Below are 18826 nucleotides of genomic sequence, written 5' to 3' on the forward strand. Positions count from 1 at the left end.
GCATTTCAGACGCCCACATCGCCGTTCATATCGGCGTAGAGGGACGTATTTCTCATTTCCTTCAGTTTTGCCGACTCTGTGAGGATACCGCTTATAAATCCTCTCATCTCGGCGGTGTTCTTGCATTTCATTATAATGCGGTAGCGGTACTTCCCGTTTATCCTGCCGTAGGAGCAGCGGACGGGACCCAGCACTCTCACGGGAGTTTTGGGCTGTATCTCCCTGAGTCTGCCGTTCATGAGCCTCAGCACAGCCTCCGCGCCCAGTCTGACGGTGATGTCCTCATTTCCCGAAAAGCAGAAAATGCACATATCGCAGAGGGGCGGGAATATCATAGCGCGGCGTATAGCTATCTCCTCGCTGTAGAAGCCCTTGTAGTCCTGAGCCGCCGCCAGGTTCATGATATAATGCTCGGGGATAAAGGTCTGGAGTATCGCCCTTCCCCGGCTGCCGCCGCGTCCGCCTCGTCCCACCACCTGAGTGATAAGGGAGAAGGTGCGCTCATAGCTGCGGAAGTCGCCTGCATACAGCGCCTTGTCCACAGACAGCACACCCACCAGAGTGACATTGGGGAAATCGAGTCCCTTGCCTATCATCTGGGTGCCTATCATTATATCGTACTTTCCCTCGCGGAAGTCGGTGAAGTTCTTCTCGTAGGAATACCGTGAAAAGGTAGTATCCGCGTCCATGCGGAGCACTCTTGCCTTGGGAAAGAACACTGAGAGCTCCTCCTCCAGCTTCTGAGTGCCGAAGCCCATATTTTTCAGGCGCTCCGAGCCGCAGGACGGACAAACCGTCACGGGGTCACTGACGTAGCCGCAGTAGTGGCACATCAGCTTGTTGTTTTTCTTGTGGTAGGTCAGCGGCACCGAGCAATTGGGGCAGTACACGGGCTGATAGCAGTCACAGCAGCTTATGATGGTGTGATAGCCGCGCCTGTTGAGCAGCAGTATGGACTGCTCGCCCTTTTGCAGGTTGGCGTTTATCTCCTCAGCCAGTCTGCGGCTGAATTCCGTTCGGTTGCCCTCTCCGCGCTCAAGGTTCATATCTACTATGCTCACCTCGGGCAGGGGCGCATTGCGGTACCTTTCCTTCATCTCAAGGAGCCTGTATGCTCCCCTTTCGGCGAGGTAATAGCTCTCGATGGAAGGAGTTGCCGAAGCCAGAAGCAGTGACGCACCGTGGAAGGCACAGCGCTGCTTGGCGATGTCATGTGTGGTATATCTGGGTGAGCTGTCCGACTTGTAGGAGCGCTCGCCCTCCTCATCAATAATGATGAGTCCTATATTGTCAAGGGGCGCGAAAACGGCGCTTCTCGTACCGATGACGATGTCCGCGTCGCCCCGTTTAATCCTCTTGTATTCGTCAAGTCTCTGTCCCAGTGACAGACCGCTGTGTATGACAGCGACTCTCTCTCCGAACATTGACCTGAAGCGTTTCAGTATCTGCGGCGTAAGCCCTATCTCGGGGATAAGGAGCATAGCCTGTCTGCCGCTTTTCACGGTATCATCTATGAGCTTTTCAAAGACCGAGGTCTTGCCGCTTCCCGTGACGCCGTGTAGCAGGAACACCGCAGGCTTTCCCGTGGTCATCTGCCCGAATACTGCGTCCCTCGCCCTCTGCTGCTCGGCAGAGAGGACAATATCCTCGGGACGTCTCACCTCGTCGGAGAAGTCCTCCACCCTTCTCAGCACCTCCGCCTCGTACTCCTCGGCGGCGCCGTTTGCGCAGAGTCTTTTCACCACAGCCTCGGTGACGCCGCACATATATGCAGCCTCCCTGACCGCAGCCGCTCCGAACTCCGATAGGAAGTCCGCAACAGTTTTCTGCTTGGGTGTGAGGTCAAAGTCCTCGGGTGTGCTCATATACTTATCCGTAAGGCGTACCATTCTCACTGCCGCGTCGCCCACAGCCTGCCTGAACACGTTATCCGAGTCAAGGGCGCCTGCGTCGCAGAGCTCGTCGGTGAGCCGCCTTCCGTTGTCGATGATGTGCTTCTCCACAGCCTCATTGAGAGCCTTGCTGCCCTCGGTGCAGGACAGCACCTGAAGGAACTCAGCCGCCTGAGGGCTGAGGGAAGAAATGTCCGTGAAATTCTTAACAAGCCTGAACGTCTCCTTGGCGCTGACGCTCATGGCAGGCGGAAGCATGGCTTTTACCGCATCAAAGTAAGTGCAGAAGGTCTGCTCGCGGAGATAGAAGGCAAGTCCCAGAAGCTCCTCCGAGACCACGGGAGCCTCGTCCACCAGCGAAACCAGGGACTTGAGCCCCTTTGTATCGCCCTGTGAGAGCTTCATGACAACACCTATCCTGCGTTTGTTCCCTCTGCCGAAGGGTACCAGCACCCGACAGCCGCAGGCGATAGCCGCCGCAAGCCTGTCGGGGACTGCATAGCTGAACAGCATATCGAATGAATAGGCTGTTCCGCTGACTGCGGTCTCCGCAATAAGGGACATTACTCGTTAGTCTGGGGAGCAGTGCTCACTATCTTGCACTTGCCGCTTGCAAGCTCCTCCACAGCGGTCTTGACGGGCTTCTCCTCGATAGTCTCATTGTTCTCGTAAAGCTCCTCAGTGATCTGTCTTGCGCGCTTCGCAACAGCGATAACGAGCGAATAGCAGCTCTCGTTCTTTGTGATGATCTGGTTTACTGCTGGTCTAAGCATTCTTTAACACCTCTTCTATAATATCGCCCGAAAATTCAGCCCTGAGCTTTTCCGCACGCATAACTGCGAAGAAATCGCTCACGGCGTCCTCAAGGGCGTCGTTGACAATAACGTAATCGTATTTGGGAGCCTGTTCTATCTCCCATGCAGCCTGTGAAACGCGCTTCTCGATGACCTCATCGGTCTCTGTGCCGCGCTTTTTCAGTCTGCGTCTAAGCTCTGCAACAGAAGGGGGCAGAACGAAGATGAAAATAGCGTCGGGACGCTTCTCGCGGACCTTCATAGCACCCTTTGTCTCTATCTCAAGGACCACATTGAGTCCCTGCTCAAGGCGGTCATCAACCTCACTCATGAGAGTGCCGTAGAGATTATCGCAGTACTCTGCGTACTCAATGAACTTGCCCTCTGCGATCCTCTGCTCAAAGTCCTCCCTTGTGAGGAAGTGGTAGTTCACACCGTCCACTTCGCCCTCGCGGGGAGCTCTTGTAGTAGCAGAAACTGACAGTGCAAAGCTCTTGTCCTTGAACACCTCTGCCAGTATAGTGCCCTTTCCGCAGCCCGAGGGAGCGGATAATACAATAAGTCTGCCCTTATTCATCGTCGTCGGAACCTCCTGAACCGTTTATCCTTGCTGCAAGAGTCTCGGTGATAAGTGAGGACAGGATTATATGACCGCTGTCCATTATCATGACGGCTCTTGTCTTTCTTCCATAGGTAGCGTCCACAGCTCTGCCGTCGTCGCGCGCCTCCTGAACAAGGCGCTTTATGGGCGCTGATTCGGGGCTTACCACGGCGACTATCCTCTCTGAGGACACCATGTTTCCATAACCTATATTTATAAGCTTCATAGCGCTTACTCTATATTCTGGATCTGCTCGCGGATCTTCTCGATCTCTGCCTTCATATCAACAACTACCTTTGTGATATTCAGATCCTGAGCCTTTGAACCGATGGTATTGACCTCGCGGTTCATTTCCTGAACGATGAAGTCCAGCTTTCTTCCCACAGCCTCGTCGCCTGAGATCATAGCCTCAAGCTGAGCGATATGGCTCCTGAGACGGACAGTCTCCTCGTCAACAGCGATTTTCTCGGCGAAAACAGCAGCCTCGGTGAGGACTCTCTGGTCGTCTATATCCTTGCCCTCAAGTACCTCGCTGAGCTTCTTGTAGAGCCTGTTTCTGTAGTTTTCCACGGTAAGGGGAGAAAGCTCCTCCACCTTGCCCACCATAGCGAGGATACCCTCAGCCTTTTCGGTGATGTCATTTTTCAGGCGCTCGCCCTCCACCTGACGCATTTCAACGAAGCGCTGAATAGCCTCGGAAGCTACCTTTGAGACGTCCTCCCAGACCTGCTCCTCATCATCGGGTGTTTTCTGTATATTGAAGATGTCGGGAAGCTTCATAAGCTTTGAAAGGGTGATGTCGTCCTCCACGCCGAGCTCATCTGCGATGCTTCTCAGGGCGTTGACGTAGCCCTCTGCTGCGCCCTTGTTTATAGCGATCTCAGTATCCCTGCCCTCGATATTGTTGATGGTGACGGATACTTCAACCTTTCCCCTTGAGATACCGTTCTTCAGCAGAGCCTTCAGCTTTTCGTCGATATAGCTGTAGGTCCTGGGGACTCTTGAGGAATACTCGTAATATCTATGATTGACGGAACGGATCTCCACGAGGATATCGCGTCCGTTAAGTATCTGCTGCGCTCTTCCGTAGCCTGTCATACTTCTAAGCACCTTATCGCCCGCTTTCTGAATGATATTTTTACGCATAACTATGCTATTATATTATTATAACATCATTCCGCCTAAAATGCAAGCTTTTTTCGGAAAATAATGGGGACTTCTCCCCTATTGGCTGAACCAGTTCAGGCGTCTTTCTTCACTTAAATCACAGCTTAATCCTCGTCTTTTTAAGCAGGTCCTCTCCTTTGCCGCGGTACTGTCTCATTTCCGCCTGTTTTATGGCAGATTCGGCAGTTTTCTTTATCAACTCGCTGTAAATTAACAGCTTTTCATTTAATCTGATGTACCGGCACTTCCCACAAGTCAAACTTGCCTGTATTGTAGAATTTCCCGAATTATTTGCAGTTTGTCCCATTTGCTATTACAACTATTGACTTTTTGCGCTGCCTATTGTATCATTTAAGTAGCAGTAAAGCTTTATGCCGAAAAACTGCAAGGGATATTTGATTTGGAGACTTCCTGCACTGGGTCCCCAACAACTAACTAAGAACGGGAGGAAAACTATGTCTGAAAAGAACAAATTCATCAAACGTGTGGTGAGCCTTTCTGCCGCAGCACTATGTATGCTGACCTCGCTGAAGGCTGCACCGATGGCAAGCCTGACCGCCGACGCTGCCGACTATATGACAGCATTCGAGATAACCGAGAATATGCAGATTGGCTGGAATCTGGGCAACACTCTCGACGCACACGGCGGATTTGCCTCGGGGCTGGCAACCGAGACCAGCTGGGGCAACCCGAAGACCTCAAAGGCTATGATCGACGCCGTAAAGGCAAAGGGCTTCAACACCGTGAGAGTCCCCACCACATGGTACAATCACCTTGACGGCAGCGACAATATCGACCCCCAGTGGATGGCAAGAGTCAAGGAGGTCGTGGACTACGGTATCAGCAACGATATGTACGTTATCCTCAATCTCCACCACGAGGACTGGATAGACCGCGGCGACCTGGGAACCGCCTACGATCAGATGAAGCCCCGCTTCATAAAGCTCTGGACCCAGATAGCCGACACCTTCAAGGACTACGATCAGCACCTCATTTTCGAGGCTATGAACGAGCCCCGTGCAAAGGGTACTTCTCACGAATGGTGGGGACCTCAGCAGAACGAAGTGGACACCATCAACAAGCTGGACGCGGATTTCGTGAACCTCATGAGAAGCTCTTCATCGGAGAACAATAAAAAGCGTCTACTTATGGTGCCGGGCTACTGTGCTTCCGCAGACTCCACCATTTACACAAGGATCTCAGTTCCCAACGATGACCTTGTGGCAGTTTCCATACACGCCTATGTCCCCTACGACTTCACTATGAACACCGCCGTAGGCGACCACAGCACCTTCACGGACCAGTACAAAAACAGTCTCCTTGACACCCTCAACGGACTCAAGAGCACCTTCATCGACAGAGGAGTTCCCGTAGTCATCGGCGAGATGGGCACCTCAAACTTCAACAACACCGAAGCCCGCGTCAAGTGGACAGACACATACATCACCAGAGCCAAGGAGATCGGTATCCCCTGTGTCCTCTGGGACAACAACGTGGTCAGCTCCTCCCAGTCCGCAGGCGAGTGTCACGGCTACCTGGACAGAAACTCCTGTACCTGGTACTCAGTTTCCGAGCCCGTGGTAAACAAGATGATGGAGGTCATCAAAAACGACTCCATTCTCTGGGCAGGCAAGCCAAAGACAGCCACAACCACAACTACCACAACAACATCATCAACTACCACCTCTTCCGAAACAACAACTGCCATGGCTACAACATCTACGACTATCACCCAGCCCATAATCACTGAGCCCATATCCGCAGGCTCGGGAATGAGAGTCTCGGGACAGCAGATACTGGACGCAAACGGAAATCCCTTTATAATGAGGGGAATAAACGTGGCTCACGCCTGGTACAAGAACAATACGGAGCAGTCTATAAAGGCAGCAGCCTCAAAGGGCACCAACACTATCCGCGTAGTCTGCGCAGACGGCGCAAAGTGGGACAAGACCTCAGCCGCCGAGCTGGAGCAGATAATCGGCTGGTGCCGCGAGAACAAGCAGATATGTATCCTCGAAGCCCATGACGCAACAGGCAGCGACAACATTGCTGACATAGTAAAGGCTGCGGAGTACTGGTGCGGGATGAAGGATATTCTCAACAAGAACAAGGACGTAGTTATCCTCAATATCGCCAACGAGTGGTACGGACAGTGGAACAGCGGAACCTGGGCAGAGGGCGCAAAGTCCGCTATAAAGACAGCCCGTGACGGCGGTATCGAGAACATGATAATGATAGACAGTGCCGGCTGGGGACAGTACCCCAAGTCCATCGGCGAAAAGGGCGCAGAGGTATTCGCCTCCGACCCCATGAAGAACACTGTATTCTCCGCACATCTCTATGAGTACGCAGGCGGAAACGCTCAGCAGGTAAAGGAAAACCTCGACTCAGCCCTGAGCTGCGGAGCTCCTGTAATAGTCGGCGAATTCGGCTACAAGCACACCGACGGTGACGTAGACGAGGCAGCTATCATGAGCTACTGCGCAGAGAAGAACATGGGCTATCTTGCATGGTCCTGGAAGGGCAACAGCGGCGGCGTTGAGTATCTCGACCTTTCAAACGACTGGGACGGCAACAGCCTTACCGAGTGGGGACAGATATTCTTTAACGAGATCGCGGGCAAGGCTTCACCTGCCACCAATTACAGCGGCTCGCAGCCTGTTGAGAAGCCTTCCTACGGCGATACCAACTGCGACGGCGTAGTTGAGCTGGCAGACGCAATACTCATCATGCAGAGCCTGGCAAATCCCGATAAATACGGTATCAGCGGCAGTGACAGCAAGCATCTCACAGAAAAGGGCCGCATAAACGGCGACTGTGACACCACCACCGAGGGACTTACCTCAAACGATGCACTGGCGATACAGATGTATCTCCTCCACCGCGTATCAACGCTTCCCACATCACTATGATAACGAAAGACTCCCTTATGCGAAAGTGTAAGGGAGTCTTTTTTCGTTAAAGCATAAAAAAGCTGCACGGAAAAACCGTGCAGCTTTAATATTATCAGTTATACTGATTATGCGTTGGGATTGAGTGTAGGTCTTATGTGGAGGAGGAACTCCTGGATAAAGAGTGCATCGTTAGCAGTCAGACCTGCAGTTGCCTTATCAACGTCACCGTTGATCTTACCCTGATCCTTCAGGTGCTTGCTGTCGCTGCCCTGGAGACCATACTTGTCGGGGTTAGCGAGAGCCTGCATGATGAGGATAGCGTCAGCCAGCTCAACCTTGCCGTCGCAGTTTGTATCGCCCCAGAGTACATCTGAAGGAACTGTTGTTGTTACATTAGGAGTTGTTGTAGTTGTAGTTGTTGTTGTAGGAGGTGTAGTTGTTGTAGTTGTTGTAGGATTATCAGGTGTAACATCGGGATAGAGGAGTGCCATTGTACCATAAGACATAATAGCATCTCCAGCGTGCCAGAATCTGTGATACTGGAACTGGAAGTCCTTGATATCAACTACGCCGTCACCGTTGTTATCTTTACCCTGGCCCTTGTAGTACTTCTCAGCATCCTGATACATACTATCCTGAGCGTACTTGCCGCGGATAGATGAGAATGTAGCGCCGGACTCGAGCTTAGAACCGTCAGGCATTGAGCCCTTGTAGTAAGAAGGAATGTAAACCTTCTCCTCGAATACTCTCTTCAGGCTGGGATTGCAGTCTGTGAATGTGATACCGATATCGTCACGGCCCTCGTTGTACTGAGCTGTGAGGAGCTTGTTAGCAAGACGGAGACCCTTTTCAGCAACTGTTGTGCCGTCATCGCTGTTAGCGAACTTAGGATCAACACCCTTAGCTGCTGCATAGTAGATAAGTGTGTTACAGAGTGAGGATACGCATCCAACGTCTCCCTGGCCGTAACCACCGATTGTGCAGTGGAGCTTCTGGTTGCCGTCTTCGTTATATGTGCCTTCCCAAGTATCGGGAGTGCAGGTGTAGTCTGTATCGTTCTTGCCCCAGTCAAGGGTTGAAGGAATACAGTAAGTGTACTCGGTGCCGTCAGGAGCAACGAAGTCGAAGTGAGTATTCTCCTCGAACCAAGCGATCCATCTCTCCAGAAGCTTATCGAGAGCTTCGTCGAGCTTCAGGCCGCCGTATGTCTGATTTGTAACATCGCCGTCCTTGGATACGATGTAGTACAGCTCAGCAAGACGCTGTGTTGACCATACCTGGTTACCGATCCAGTGGTTGGAACCGGGATCTGCGTATACAGGGTGGGGAACGTAAGCCATCTTATAGAATGTAGCGTGGCCGGAAGGATAAGTCTCATAACGACCTCTCCAGCTGTTTGTACAACCACCGGCGAAGGGTCCTTCTCTTGACTGGAGCCACTGGTACATTTCGATCTGTCTCTTGAGAGACTCCTTATAGTCTTCATCATGACCCTCAGCCTGCATACCGCCGTTGATAGCGCTGTCAGCGAGGAGAGCGTATGCAGCAAGAGGATTCTGATAGAACTGATGTGAGTGTGAGCAGCCGATCTGCCATGCCCATGTGTACTTACCGTAAGAAGCTGTGAGAGCTCCGCCCCAAGCAGTGTACCAGGACATGAGATAGTGCTTGCCTTCCATGCCTGCAGCGGGATCACCGATCTTTGTATCCTCAGCGATCTTCTTGTAGTACTTATCGAACATATCGTTACGGCACTGGTCACCCATCTTACCTGCAAGAGCAGATACAGATGAATCGCCAGCCTTATATCTGTTTGCGAAGTAAACAGCCTGGATTGTACGATCCTCAGCGTCAGGAGCGTTTGTGAACGCATACTGTGCAGGAACCTTGTCCTTACCGTTGAAGATAGCCTTGATACCGTTACCGTTATCCTTATCAGAGCTTTCCATACCCCACTTAAGTTCCTCAAGACAAGGAGCAGGAACTGTCTCGAAACAAGACTCCTGTTCGCCTCTCTGGAAGGTATTGATGAATGTGAACTTGCCCTCACCGGGTGTGTCCTTGCTGAACTCATACCAGTCATCAACGTCAGCCAGCCAGTTCATGAGGTAGTAACCGTTGTCACTGCCGTATGCTGACTTGAATGCGCTGAACATGGGGTTCTCAGCCTTAACGCCGGGCTGCTTTGAAGGATAATCCTCAGGCTTATCACACTCTTCAGCTGTATCAGCCTCGAGCTTTGAAAGCTTCCAGATCGAGCTGTAGTCGATATCGTCTCTGCCTGCTGCCTCGGACCAGCCGGGGATCATAGCTTCCATAGTCTTCCAAGCCTTAGCCAGGTCGCCTGTAGAACCGCTGATCTTGCCTTCCTTAGCGAGAACATCGTGCATAGAAGCCATCCATACGATGTATGACATAGCCTCAGAAGTTGTCTCGTGACCGTAGTCAGGAGCCTCAACGATGAATGTCTCTACTGAATGGTAAGGAATACCGAAACTGCTGCCGCCGTTGTTCTGGCTGCTGAGGTAACCGTTCTTCTGACCGTTAGTGATAACGTCATCATAAAGTGATGAGAACATCTCAGCGTAAGAACCGTTTGACTTTGCTGCCTCAGCTGTAGCTGCTGAAGCCATAGCGGGCATTACTGCTGTTGCGGACATTGCAGCTGCAAGAACGCCAGCTGCGAGAGCCTTATTCTTTTTGCTTATCATTTGTTTTTACCCCTCTCATAATAATATAGTGGTTAAAAAATGGATGATTTGTCTCCGATATGGAGACGCATACGAAAATACTTCGTACACTGTGTGCATTTTCACGCAGACTGCACACAATTCTCAAACTATTTTCAAGATAATTATATTCCACATTTCAGTTTGTGTCAACAGTTTAGATTGTTTTCACATTTGTGCCAAGTCATTTTTGGTGCAATGCACACATTGCCAAAACCATTTTTGTACATTTTGTCTATCCGAAAAATCCCCTCAAAATCGCAATTGTTAACAGAATATTAACCAGTTTCGATTTTAAACTGTTCCTTCAAACATTCATCACACCCACAATATTCTCTCACAAAACACTCACACTTTGGCTATAATATTTAGCTTAGGGCAGTTTTGCATTTTGCAGGCATTATTTCAGTACCATTTCCTGAATTAACATTCTGTTCATATTTTGTTCATCTTGTGTTAATGTTATTCTGCGATAATAAAGCAGTATGCTATGATGGCATAAAAGCACCATGCTTTTACTTTTTTAATTCAGATTTTTCGATCGGAAAGGAGCACCTCATGATTACTATTGAAAATCTTACGAAGTATTACGGCAGCAACCGTGCCGTGAATCATATAAGCTTTACAATAAATGATAATGAGATACTCGGCTTTCTCGGACCCAACGGTGCGGGGAAATCGACCACTATGAACATGATTGCAGGATACCTGCCCATGTCCGACGGCAAGGTGACCATAAACGGCGCCGACGTCACCAAGGAGCCTTTGAAGGCAAAGCGAAACCTGGGCTACCTCCCCGAGATACCTCCCGTATATCCCGACATGAAGGTACATGAATACCTGTCATTCTGTGCAGGACTCAAGAAGGTACCCGTGGGCGAGCGCAAGTCCGAGATAGACCGCGTTATGGGACTTCTCAAGATAAAGGACGTAAAGGGCAAGCTGATACGCAACCTTTCAAAGGGCTATAAGCAGCGTGTGGGCTTCGCACAGGCGCTTCTGGGCGACCCCAAGTTCCTCATACTGGACGAGCCTACCGTAGGTCTCGACCCCAACCAGGTAGCAGAGGTCCGCGAGCTCATCAAGAGCCTGAAGAAGGACCACTCGGTAATATTCAGCTCACATATCCTCAGCGAGGTCAGTGCGGTCTGCGACCGTGTGGTCATCATCAACAAGGGCGACATCAGAGCTATCGACACCATTGAAAATCTGGAGAGATCCTTCACCGTTTCACTCGTCCTTCATATTAAAATAAAGGGCAGCAAGGGTAAGGCAGCCTCTATAATCGAAATGACCAAGGGCGTCAAGGAGATAACCGCCGTTGACGACGAGGGTGAGGGAGTTTACTCCTTTACCGTACAGCTGGAGGGCGACTCCGACAGCGTAAGAGACGCAGTCATGGCTGAATGCCTCAAAAACGGCATCAGCATCATCGAGATATACACCGACAGACCCAACCTCGAAAGCGTATTCATCGAGCTCATCAACCGTCCCGCCAAGAAGGACGGTCTCCGCGAGCTACTTGACGAGATGCCCGATGAGTCCGGCGATAGTGACGAGACCGGGGACGAGGACGAAACAGAAGAAAAGGAGGAAGAGTAATATGTTTCCTATTTATAAAAAGGAGCTGCAATCCTTCTTCTACACTCCTTTCGCTTACGCAATGGCAATGCTGTTCATGCTGCTGTTCTCGCTGAGCTTCTCAACGGGTATCGCAAGGCTCAACGATTCGCACACCTGGGCATTCTCATTCACCGAGATGTTCTACTCCGTCATACTCTACTTCATATTCCTGCTGCCCATACTCACCATGAGGACCTTCGCCGATGAGCGAAAGAACGGCACCGAGGTGCTGCTGATGACCTCACCTGTCAGCACAGGCAGGATAGTCATCGCAAAGTTCCTGGCAAACATCACCGTATACCTCTTCATGCTGGCAGGCACAGTAATCTTCCCCATAATCACCGCCATAAAGGGCGAGGTGGTCATGAGCCAGCTCATATGCGCCTATATCGGCATTTTCTTCTGGGGCGCAATGTACATCGCACTGGGTATGCTCATCTCGGCATTTACCGAAAACTCCATCATCGCCGCCATCATCGGCGAAGTTGTGATGTTTGCACTGCTCTTCGTTGACGATTTTGCCAACACACCATTCATTTCCCAGTACCCTGCGATAAAAAAATTCCTTTACGCATTTGCCGCTCAGCCAAGATTTTCATACTTCTCAGAGGGCTTCATCCGCCTCTCGGATCTGACATTCTTCCTCTCGGCAATAATCGTGCTTCTCATCTGGACTTACATAGCCATTGAGAAAAGACGCTGGAACAGGGGGTAAACTTAAATGGAAAAGCAGAAGAAGAAGAAAAAACTTGACCTTTCCGGCGCATTCGCCTTCATCCTGGCAATACTTGTGCTGGTAATATTCATACCGATAAACCTTATCGTCAGCTACTATGACAAGGGCTTCGACATGACGCCCTCAAAGAAGTACACCCTTGACGACAAGACGGTAAAGCTCATAAATGACAACGCTGACAAGGAGATAGAGCTTTACTTCCTGTACGAGCTGGAGGATCTCCGCACATCTAAACGTAACGACCTCCTCCCCCTCTATCATACTCTCAATCAGCTGAAGGATTTCGACAATATAAAATTCACCAGCTTCGACCCCAATGAGAACGCCACTCTGACCAGATCACTGGATCCCGAGGGAGTTATCGCTCCCGAAATGGGCGACATCATTATAAGATGCAACGGCATCACCAAGAAGGTCAGCCAGTACAAGGTATTCCAGAAGGACGCACAGGGCGTCAATGAGTACGCAGGCGAGCAGCTCATAGACTCTGCCATCGCCACCTGTGTCAGCGGTTCACTCCCCACAGTATACTTCCTGACAGGTCATGGTGAAAAGACCATAGAGAACAACTTCTCTTTCTTCGTCTCCAAGATCAAGGCAAATGATTACGCAGTAGAGGAGCTTGACCTCGACAAGGAGGGCGCTGTACCCTCCAATGCAAAGATAATCTACCTTGCAGGTCCCCAGCAGGACATCACTGCCAAGGAGAAGGACCTTCTTCTTGAGTATGCCGACAACGGCGGTGCTCTCTCCTTCCTTCTTGACCCCTGCGACACCGAGGGACGCTTCTATAATATAGAGGCAGTAATGGAATACTTCGGACTTATCCTTGATTACAACATCGTTACCGAATCAAACTATGAGAATATGCTCGATAACAATGAGGGAAAACAGGTAGAGGAATACTTCCGCGTTGACTATCCCGCAGGCGCAAAGTACAATGACGAGTTCACACAGGACCTCACCTCCGATATCCTCGAGCAGGTATCCGCAGGCAAGTTCGTGGCAGGTATCTACTCCCCCAGAAGCATCACCGAGATCCCTGTTGACAGCTTCCCGGGAGCAGGGTACACCGAGCTCTCATCAGTTGTAAAGAACATCAGCTCCGACAGCGGCTACACCACGATCAGCAAGGCAATGGGCGGTGACGAGATAACAGCCGAACAGGCAGACAATATGCTCACAGGTCTGGATCTTGACTTCGGCTACTATTCATTCAACAAGCAGACAAACGCAAAGATGTTCTGTCTGGGAACCAGCGCTGTCGTTGACGATGCTTACGCCAATATCAGCACCACAGGTACACAGATGCTGGTACTGTTCAGCAACACCTGGCTCTATGACGGCGATGTTCAGTTCGACGTCGGAAACAAGTTCAACTCCTACGATAAGATCACCTTCAAGAACGCCGAGGAAGCCAAGCACACCATGATCATCGTATACGTGATACCTCTGGTAATAGCTGCCATCGGTATAGTTGTATGGCTGAAAAGGAGACACTCCTGATGAAAAAAGCAATTATCGCCCTTGTTGTTCTGATCGTTGCGGCAGTCGCCTCTGTGGGCACGCTGATCGCAGTAAAGAACAGCAAGGAAAAGGAAAAACAGCAGGCAAGCAAGGTGCTTGCGGAGAACGATATATTCCGCTTCGATCCCTACTCTCCCACAAAGATAGTATTCTCAAAGGGAGACGAGACCTACACCGCAGAAAAGAAGGACAAAGTATGGTCGCTGGATAACGGCGAATTCGAGCTGGATCAGAATTACTGCCAGCTCATATGCACCTATCTTTCAGACCTGACCGCCGAGACAAACTACGGCGAGATAACCGACGAAAAGCTTGATATGTACGGCCTCAGAGACACAGACACCATAGAGGTCACAGAACCCTCGGGCACTCACACTATCCACATCGGAAACGAGAGCCCCATGCAGGACTACTACTATGTAACAGCAGACGGCAGAGACAAGGTATTCGCCATTGAATACATGAAGGGCAGCGTTCTCAAGCTGGACAGGCTCCTGCTGAAGAACAAGATGCTTCTCCCCTACGATCTTTACAACATAAAGGAGGTCATCATCAGCAAGGAGGGCAAGACCACCCTCGATGTCAGCTACGATCCGGATACTCAGCAGTGGTCACTGCCCGATGAGTATTCTCTGCTCCAGACCGACCCCACTGCCATAACCGCCAAGCTCAACGGACTTGTCCGTCTTGAGTCTCAGGAAATGCTGGACGAAAAGCTTGAGGATCTTGAGAAATACGGTCTCGACAAGCCCTACGCGGAAATGACCGTAAAGGGTCTGGACGGTACACAGCGTGACCTCAAGTTCTGCTTCAACGACGACTATCCTGATTACTGCATAGTCCTTGTTGACGGTGAACAGGTAGAGCTTTACTACAAGGCAGACCTGGACATCATAGACTATACCGCATATAACTTCATCGTACAGAACTACATCGCAGCCCGTTCCTACAACACAAAGGAGTTCACTCTGAACTACAACGGAAACAACGATGAGTTCAAGGTAGACCTGGACAATAACGAGTGTACGGTAAACGGCAAGAAGATCTCCATTGAATCCACCGAGAACTACCTTGCATTCGATAATTTCTTCAACTCCGTATCCGTACTCAAGCTCACAGGCACAGACGCAGAGGCAAAGCCCGAGCTGAAGGATCCCGAGCTCACAGCAGAGTTCACCTTCACAGAGGGAGATCCCGTAAAGATCGACCTTGTAAAGGGCGAGGGCACAATCTACTATGTATTCCGCGACGGCAAGTACACAGGCGGATATATCGACGAGACGTCCCTCAAGGGAAGAAATTCCCTCGGTGAATTCTACCTGAAGTTCAAGAACATAGCAGGATTTTAAAGCACCGCAGCACAGACGGCGCTGATATAGAAGTTTTTAGCCATAGTATTTCTGATGTACGATCAGAAGTGCTATGGCTTTTCTATTGACAGCGCTGAGAGCCCGAACTATAATCTTTGCTGCATAAATCATAATTTTGCGAAGCTAAATTATGATTTGAGCCCTTAGCCCTTAGCCGTTAGCTAATGTAGGGGACGCCGCCCCCGGCGTCCCGCGAGATATATTACACACCCAACGGGACGTCGAGGACGTCGTCCCCTACAAATGTAAATTCTGATTTATCATTACAATCCAAAAGCCCCTGAGCGTTTCAATTGCTCAGGGGCATAATTTATATATGGGTACGGATCAGTCCTTCGCTTTCTTCTCATGCTGTGAGATTATGAGCCTTATGGAGCTGTACAGATAGGGCTTCAGCTCCACAAGTGAGCAGGGCTCCTTATAAAGAATGACAGAATAACAGGTGGAGCTCACCAGCTCGATTATCATGAACAGCATTATCTCAGGGTCACGGAAGCCGTTCGGCGCCTCCGACAGCATCTTGTAGTAGACCTCGGAGAAGTTCACATCGTCTTCGGAAACGGGTGTGGTTATGGCGTTCTTGAATATGCCCCAGCTGAGGTTTTTCGATATGAAGGTGAGCAGGGACTGGTTATTGTTGAGCTGATTTATGATATTGTCGATTATCCTTATGAGCTTTTCCTCAAAGGGCAGGTCGTTTATACTGTCACCAAGCTCGCTGAGCGCAGTTTTGAAAAGCTGGCTGGACTTGTGGGACACAAGCTTGTTGCGTATATCGTATTTGTCCTTGAAATAGAGATAGAATGTTCCCTTTGCAACTCCTGCCTTGTTCACGATGTCAGTTATGGAAGTCTTGCTGAAGCCCTTTGTGGTAAAGAACTCAAATGCCGTTTTCAGCAGGGAGTTTTCCTTCAGCTTTTTGTTAAGGTCAACCTTTCCCATTTTTACACACCTTTCCTGAGGATGTACGGAACGTCCTTGTTCGTTGCTTTATTCTTTCCGTTTCGTAGTCACATCATAATTATAGCCCGAAAAAACGGCTCTGTCAAGGCTGTAAAATTGACCAACGGTCAATGAAAACCGGGGGAAAATTTGTGCAGTCATACAAAAATATGACCAAAGGTCATTTTTCTTGCTCTGTTGCAGTTGACTAACGGTCATTTTTGTAATATACTAAGGTATATCGAAAGACCGGACGCATATTGAACGTCCGCGGCAAGCTGTGTGCATCTGTTTTTCCCGGCAGATCATCCCATTTTCTCCTAAAGGTATATAACCGGTCGTCCCTCAGATTCGACGAGGGGCAATCTCTTAACAGCACCGCGGATTTTCAATATGCGCCCGGAACAAAATGATAAGAAGGGATGATAAGATGCTTAAATTCGGTGAATGGATAGCCAAGCACAGAGCATTGATACTCATTATCGCAGTGCTCCTGCTTATTCCTTCGGCTATAGGTTATATCAACACCCGAGTGAACTACGATATACTCTCCTATCTGCCAAAGGACATAAATACCATGACAGGTCAGGATATACTCAAGGAGGACTTCGGTCAGGGCGGCTTCTCTCTGGTAATGGTGGAGGGCATGAGCGACAAGGACGTGGCTGAGACTGCCGATAAGATCTCGGCGATAGACCACGTTTCAGATGTTATCTGCTACCAGTCCATGACCGACTGCAAGATACCCATGGAGATACTCCCCGAGAATATCTACGACTTCTTCAACAAGGGCGACACCACCATGATGGCGGTATTCTTCGATGATACCACCTCGGGCGACGGAACACTCGCCGCTGTTGAGGAGATGAGGAACATCACCTCGAAGCAGTGCTTCATCAGCGGTATGTCCGCCATCACTCTCGACATGAAGAACCTGACACAGAGCGAGACCCTCATCTATGCGGTCATCGCCGTTATACTCACAAGCATAGTCCTTACATTGACTATGGACTCCTTCCTCATTCCTCTGTTCTTCATGCTCAGCATAGGCTTTGCGGTAGTGTGGAACCTGGGCTCAAACATCGTTCTCGGCGAGATCTCGTTCATCACACAGGCTCTTGCAATGGTGCTCCAGCTGGGCGTCACCATGGACTACTCAATATTCCTGTGGCACAGCTACAAGGAGCAGCTCACTCACTTCCCCGACAGCAAGCAGGAGGCTATGGCACACGCCATCGCCGCGACTATCACTTCCGTTGTGGGAAGCTCCTTCACTACGGTTGCAGGCTTCCTGGCAATGTGCTTCATGACCTTCACTCTTGGTCTTGACCTGGGAATAGTAATGGCAAAGGGCGTTGTATGCGGCGTTATCTCCTGCGTAACGGTGCTTCCCTCAATGATACTCATATTTGAGAATGCAATAGCAAAGACCTCTCACAGGGACTTCCTTCCCTCATTCAGCCGCACCTCCTCTTTCATAGTAAAGCACTCATGGGTATTCCTTACACTGGGAATAGTCCTGCTGATACCTGCGGTATTCGGCAACAACCATTATGATGTTTACTACAAGCTGGACAGTACTCTACCCAAGACCCTTGACAGCGTCATTGCCAACACAAAGCTGGCTGAGGATTACAATATGAACAGCACCCACATACTTATGGTGGACTCTGACATGAGCGCAAAGGACGCAGACAGAATGCTCAGCGAGATGAAGAAGGTGGACGGCGTTCAGTTCGCCGCAGGCTTCAATTCTCTGGTGGGACCCGCTATACCCGAGGAGGCTGTCCCCGAGGAGATAAAGAGCGTCCTCAAGAGCGATGAGTGGCAGATAATGCTGATAGGCTCAGAATACGAGGTAGCCTCCGACCAGGTAAACGAGCAGGTCACAGCCCTCAACAAGATAGCTCAGAGATATGACCCCGAGGCTATGCTCATCGGCGAGGCTCCTGCCACAAAGGACCTCATCACCATTACCGACAGGGACTTCAAGATAGTGAACTTCCTGTCCATTGCGGCTATATTCCTTATCATAGCCTTTACATTCAAGTCCGTGACACTTCCCGTGATACTGGTCTCGGTAATAGAGCTGGCTATCATGATAAACCTTGGCACCGCCTACTACACAGGCTCAAGGCTGTCCTTCATCGCTCCTATCGTTATAGGAACCATACAGCTGGGCGCAACAGTTGACTACGCGATACTCATGACCACAAGATACCGCACCGAAAGAAGCAGCGGTCAGACCAAGAATAACGCCATCGGTATCGCTCTCAGCACCTCCATAAAATCGGTCATCACCTCGGCGCTGGGCTTCTTCGCCGCAACAGTAGGCGTTGCCCTTTACTCAGACATCGGTCTTATCTCGGAGCTGTGTATGCTCCTGGCAAGAGGCGCTCTCATCTCCATGGTGGTAGTAGTAACCGTGCTGCCCTCAATGTTCATGGTATTCGACAAGCTCATTTGCAGGACCAGCGCAGGATTCTCACCTAAAAGAAAGGTGCAGGGCAAGCGCCGTCATTTATTCGGAACAGTGTGATACAAAGGAGAG

At 50.3% G+C, this 18826-nt stretch carries 14 protein-coding genes; 6 read left to right on the top strand and 8 right to left on the bottom strand.

The genetic code is table 11. The annotated features are described in order from the left end of the window. Positions 1 to 5: 5 nt before the first annotated feature. The 6 genes from priA to T488_RS19770 all read right to left on the bottom strand — a co-directional run bounded on the left by priA (position 6) and on the right by T488_RS19770 (position 4761). Complete coding sequence (priA, locus tag T488_RS0103465; RefSeq protein ID WP_028519594.1) at positions 6 to 2456, bottom strand: replication restart helicase PriA; 2451 nt, start codon at positions 2454 to 2456, stop codon at positions 6 to 8. Continuing rightward, positions 2456 to 2665, bottom strand: a complete 210-nt coding sequence (rpoZ, locus tag T488_RS0103470; protein ID WP_028519595.1) for a DNA-directed RNA polymerase subunit omega — start codon at positions 2663 to 2665, stop codon at positions 2456 to 2458. Before rpoZ ends, priA begins: the two co-directional genes overlap by 1 nt. After that, positions 2658 to 3263 carry a guanylate kinase gene (gmk, locus tag T488_RS0103475; protein WP_028519596.1) on the bottom strand — a complete coding sequence of 202 codons (606 nt, stop codon included), beginning with the start codon at positions 3261 to 3263 and terminating at the stop codon, positions 2658 to 2660. Before gmk ends, rpoZ begins: the two co-directional genes overlap by 8 nt. Further along, the gene (locus tag T488_RS0103480; protein WP_028519597.1) at positions 3256 to 3513 is read right to left on the bottom strand and encodes a DUF370 domain-containing protein; all 258 of its coding nucleotides are present in this window, start codon (positions 3511 to 3513) and stop codon (positions 3256 to 3258) included. Before T488_RS0103480 ends, gmk begins: the two co-directional genes overlap by 8 nt. Before the next feature lie 5 nt (positions 3514 to 3518). Further along, positions 3519 to 4397 (bottom strand): YicC/YloC family endoribonuclease, encoded by an 879-nt coding sequence (locus tag T488_RS0103485; protein WP_028519598.1) that lies wholly within the window; start codon positions 4395 to 4397, stop codon positions 3519 to 3521. Between the two features lie 154 nt (positions 4398 to 4551). Continuing rightward, a complete protein-coding gene (locus T488_RS19770) occupies positions 4552 to 4761 on the bottom strand; it encodes a hypothetical protein (RefSeq protein WP_028519599.1) in 210 nt (69 codons plus the stop codon). 148 nt (positions 4762 to 4909) lie between these two features. Between T488_RS19770 and T488_RS20060 the strand changes: the two genes are divergently transcribed. Further along, positions 4910 to 7366 (top strand): cellulase family glycosylhydrolase, encoded by a 2457-nt coding sequence (locus T488_RS20060; protein WP_051536237.1) that lies wholly within the window; start codon positions 4910 to 4912, stop codon positions 7364 to 7366. 107 nt (positions 7367 to 7473) lie between these two features. Here the strand turns inward: T488_RS20060 and T488_RS16875 are convergent, their stop codons facing one another. Continuing rightward, on the bottom strand, positions 7474 to 10059 hold the full coding sequence (locus tag T488_RS16875) for a glycoside hydrolase family 48 protein (RefSeq protein ID WP_051536239.1): 2586 nt from the start codon (positions 10057 to 10059) through the stop codon (positions 7474 to 7476). A 576-nt stretch (positions 10060 to 10635) separates the two neighbouring features. Here T488_RS16875 and T488_RS0103510 point away from each other — a divergent pair. From T488_RS0103510 to T488_RS0103525, 4 genes are read left to right on the top strand one after another with little or no spacing between them, the layout of a single operon-like run. After that, on the top strand, positions 10636 to 11679 hold the full coding sequence (locus tag T488_RS0103510) for an ABC transporter ATP-binding protein (protein WP_028519600.1): 1044 nt from the start codon (positions 10636 to 10638) through the stop codon (positions 11677 to 11679). Position 11680: 1 nt separating this feature from the next. Then, positions 11681 to 12415 carry an ABC transporter permease gene (locus tag T488_RS0103515; RefSeq protein WP_028519601.1) on the top strand — a complete coding sequence of 245 codons (735 nt, stop codon included), beginning with the start codon at positions 11681 to 11683 and terminating at the stop codon, positions 12413 to 12415. Positions 12416 to 12421: 6 nt separating this feature from the next. Next, a complete protein-coding gene (locus T488_RS0103520) occupies positions 12422 to 13942 on the top strand; it encodes a Gldg family protein (protein WP_028519602.1) in 1521 nt (506 codons plus the stop codon). Beyond that, positions 13942 to 15312, top strand: coding sequence for a DUF4340 domain-containing protein (locus T488_RS0103525; protein ID WP_028519603.1), 1371 nt, complete (start codon positions 13942 to 13944; stop codon positions 15310 to 15312). The genes T488_RS0103520 and T488_RS0103525 overlap by 1 nt, the downstream gene beginning before the upstream one ends. A gap of 348 nt (positions 15313 to 15660) precedes the next feature. Here the strand turns inward: T488_RS0103525 and T488_RS0103530 are convergent, their stop codons facing one another. Beyond that, positions 15661 to 16275 (bottom strand): TetR/AcrR family transcriptional regulator, encoded by a 615-nt coding sequence (locus T488_RS0103530; RefSeq protein ID WP_028519604.1) that lies wholly within the window; start codon positions 16273 to 16275, stop codon positions 15661 to 15663. Between the two features lie 430 nt (positions 16276 to 16705). Between T488_RS0103530 and T488_RS0103535 the strand changes: the two genes are divergently transcribed. Next, on the top strand, positions 16706 to 18814 hold the full coding sequence (locus T488_RS0103535; RefSeq protein WP_028519605.1) for an efflux RND transporter permease subunit: 2109 nt from the start codon (positions 16706 to 16708) through the stop codon (positions 18812 to 18814). Positions 18815 to 18826 lie beyond the last annotated feature (12 nt).

Source organism: Ruminococcus flavefaciens ND2009, from assembly GCF_000621785.1.
GTDB lineage: Bacteria > Bacillota > Clostridia > Oscillospirales > Ruminococcaceae > Ruminococcus > Ruminococcus flavefaciens_C.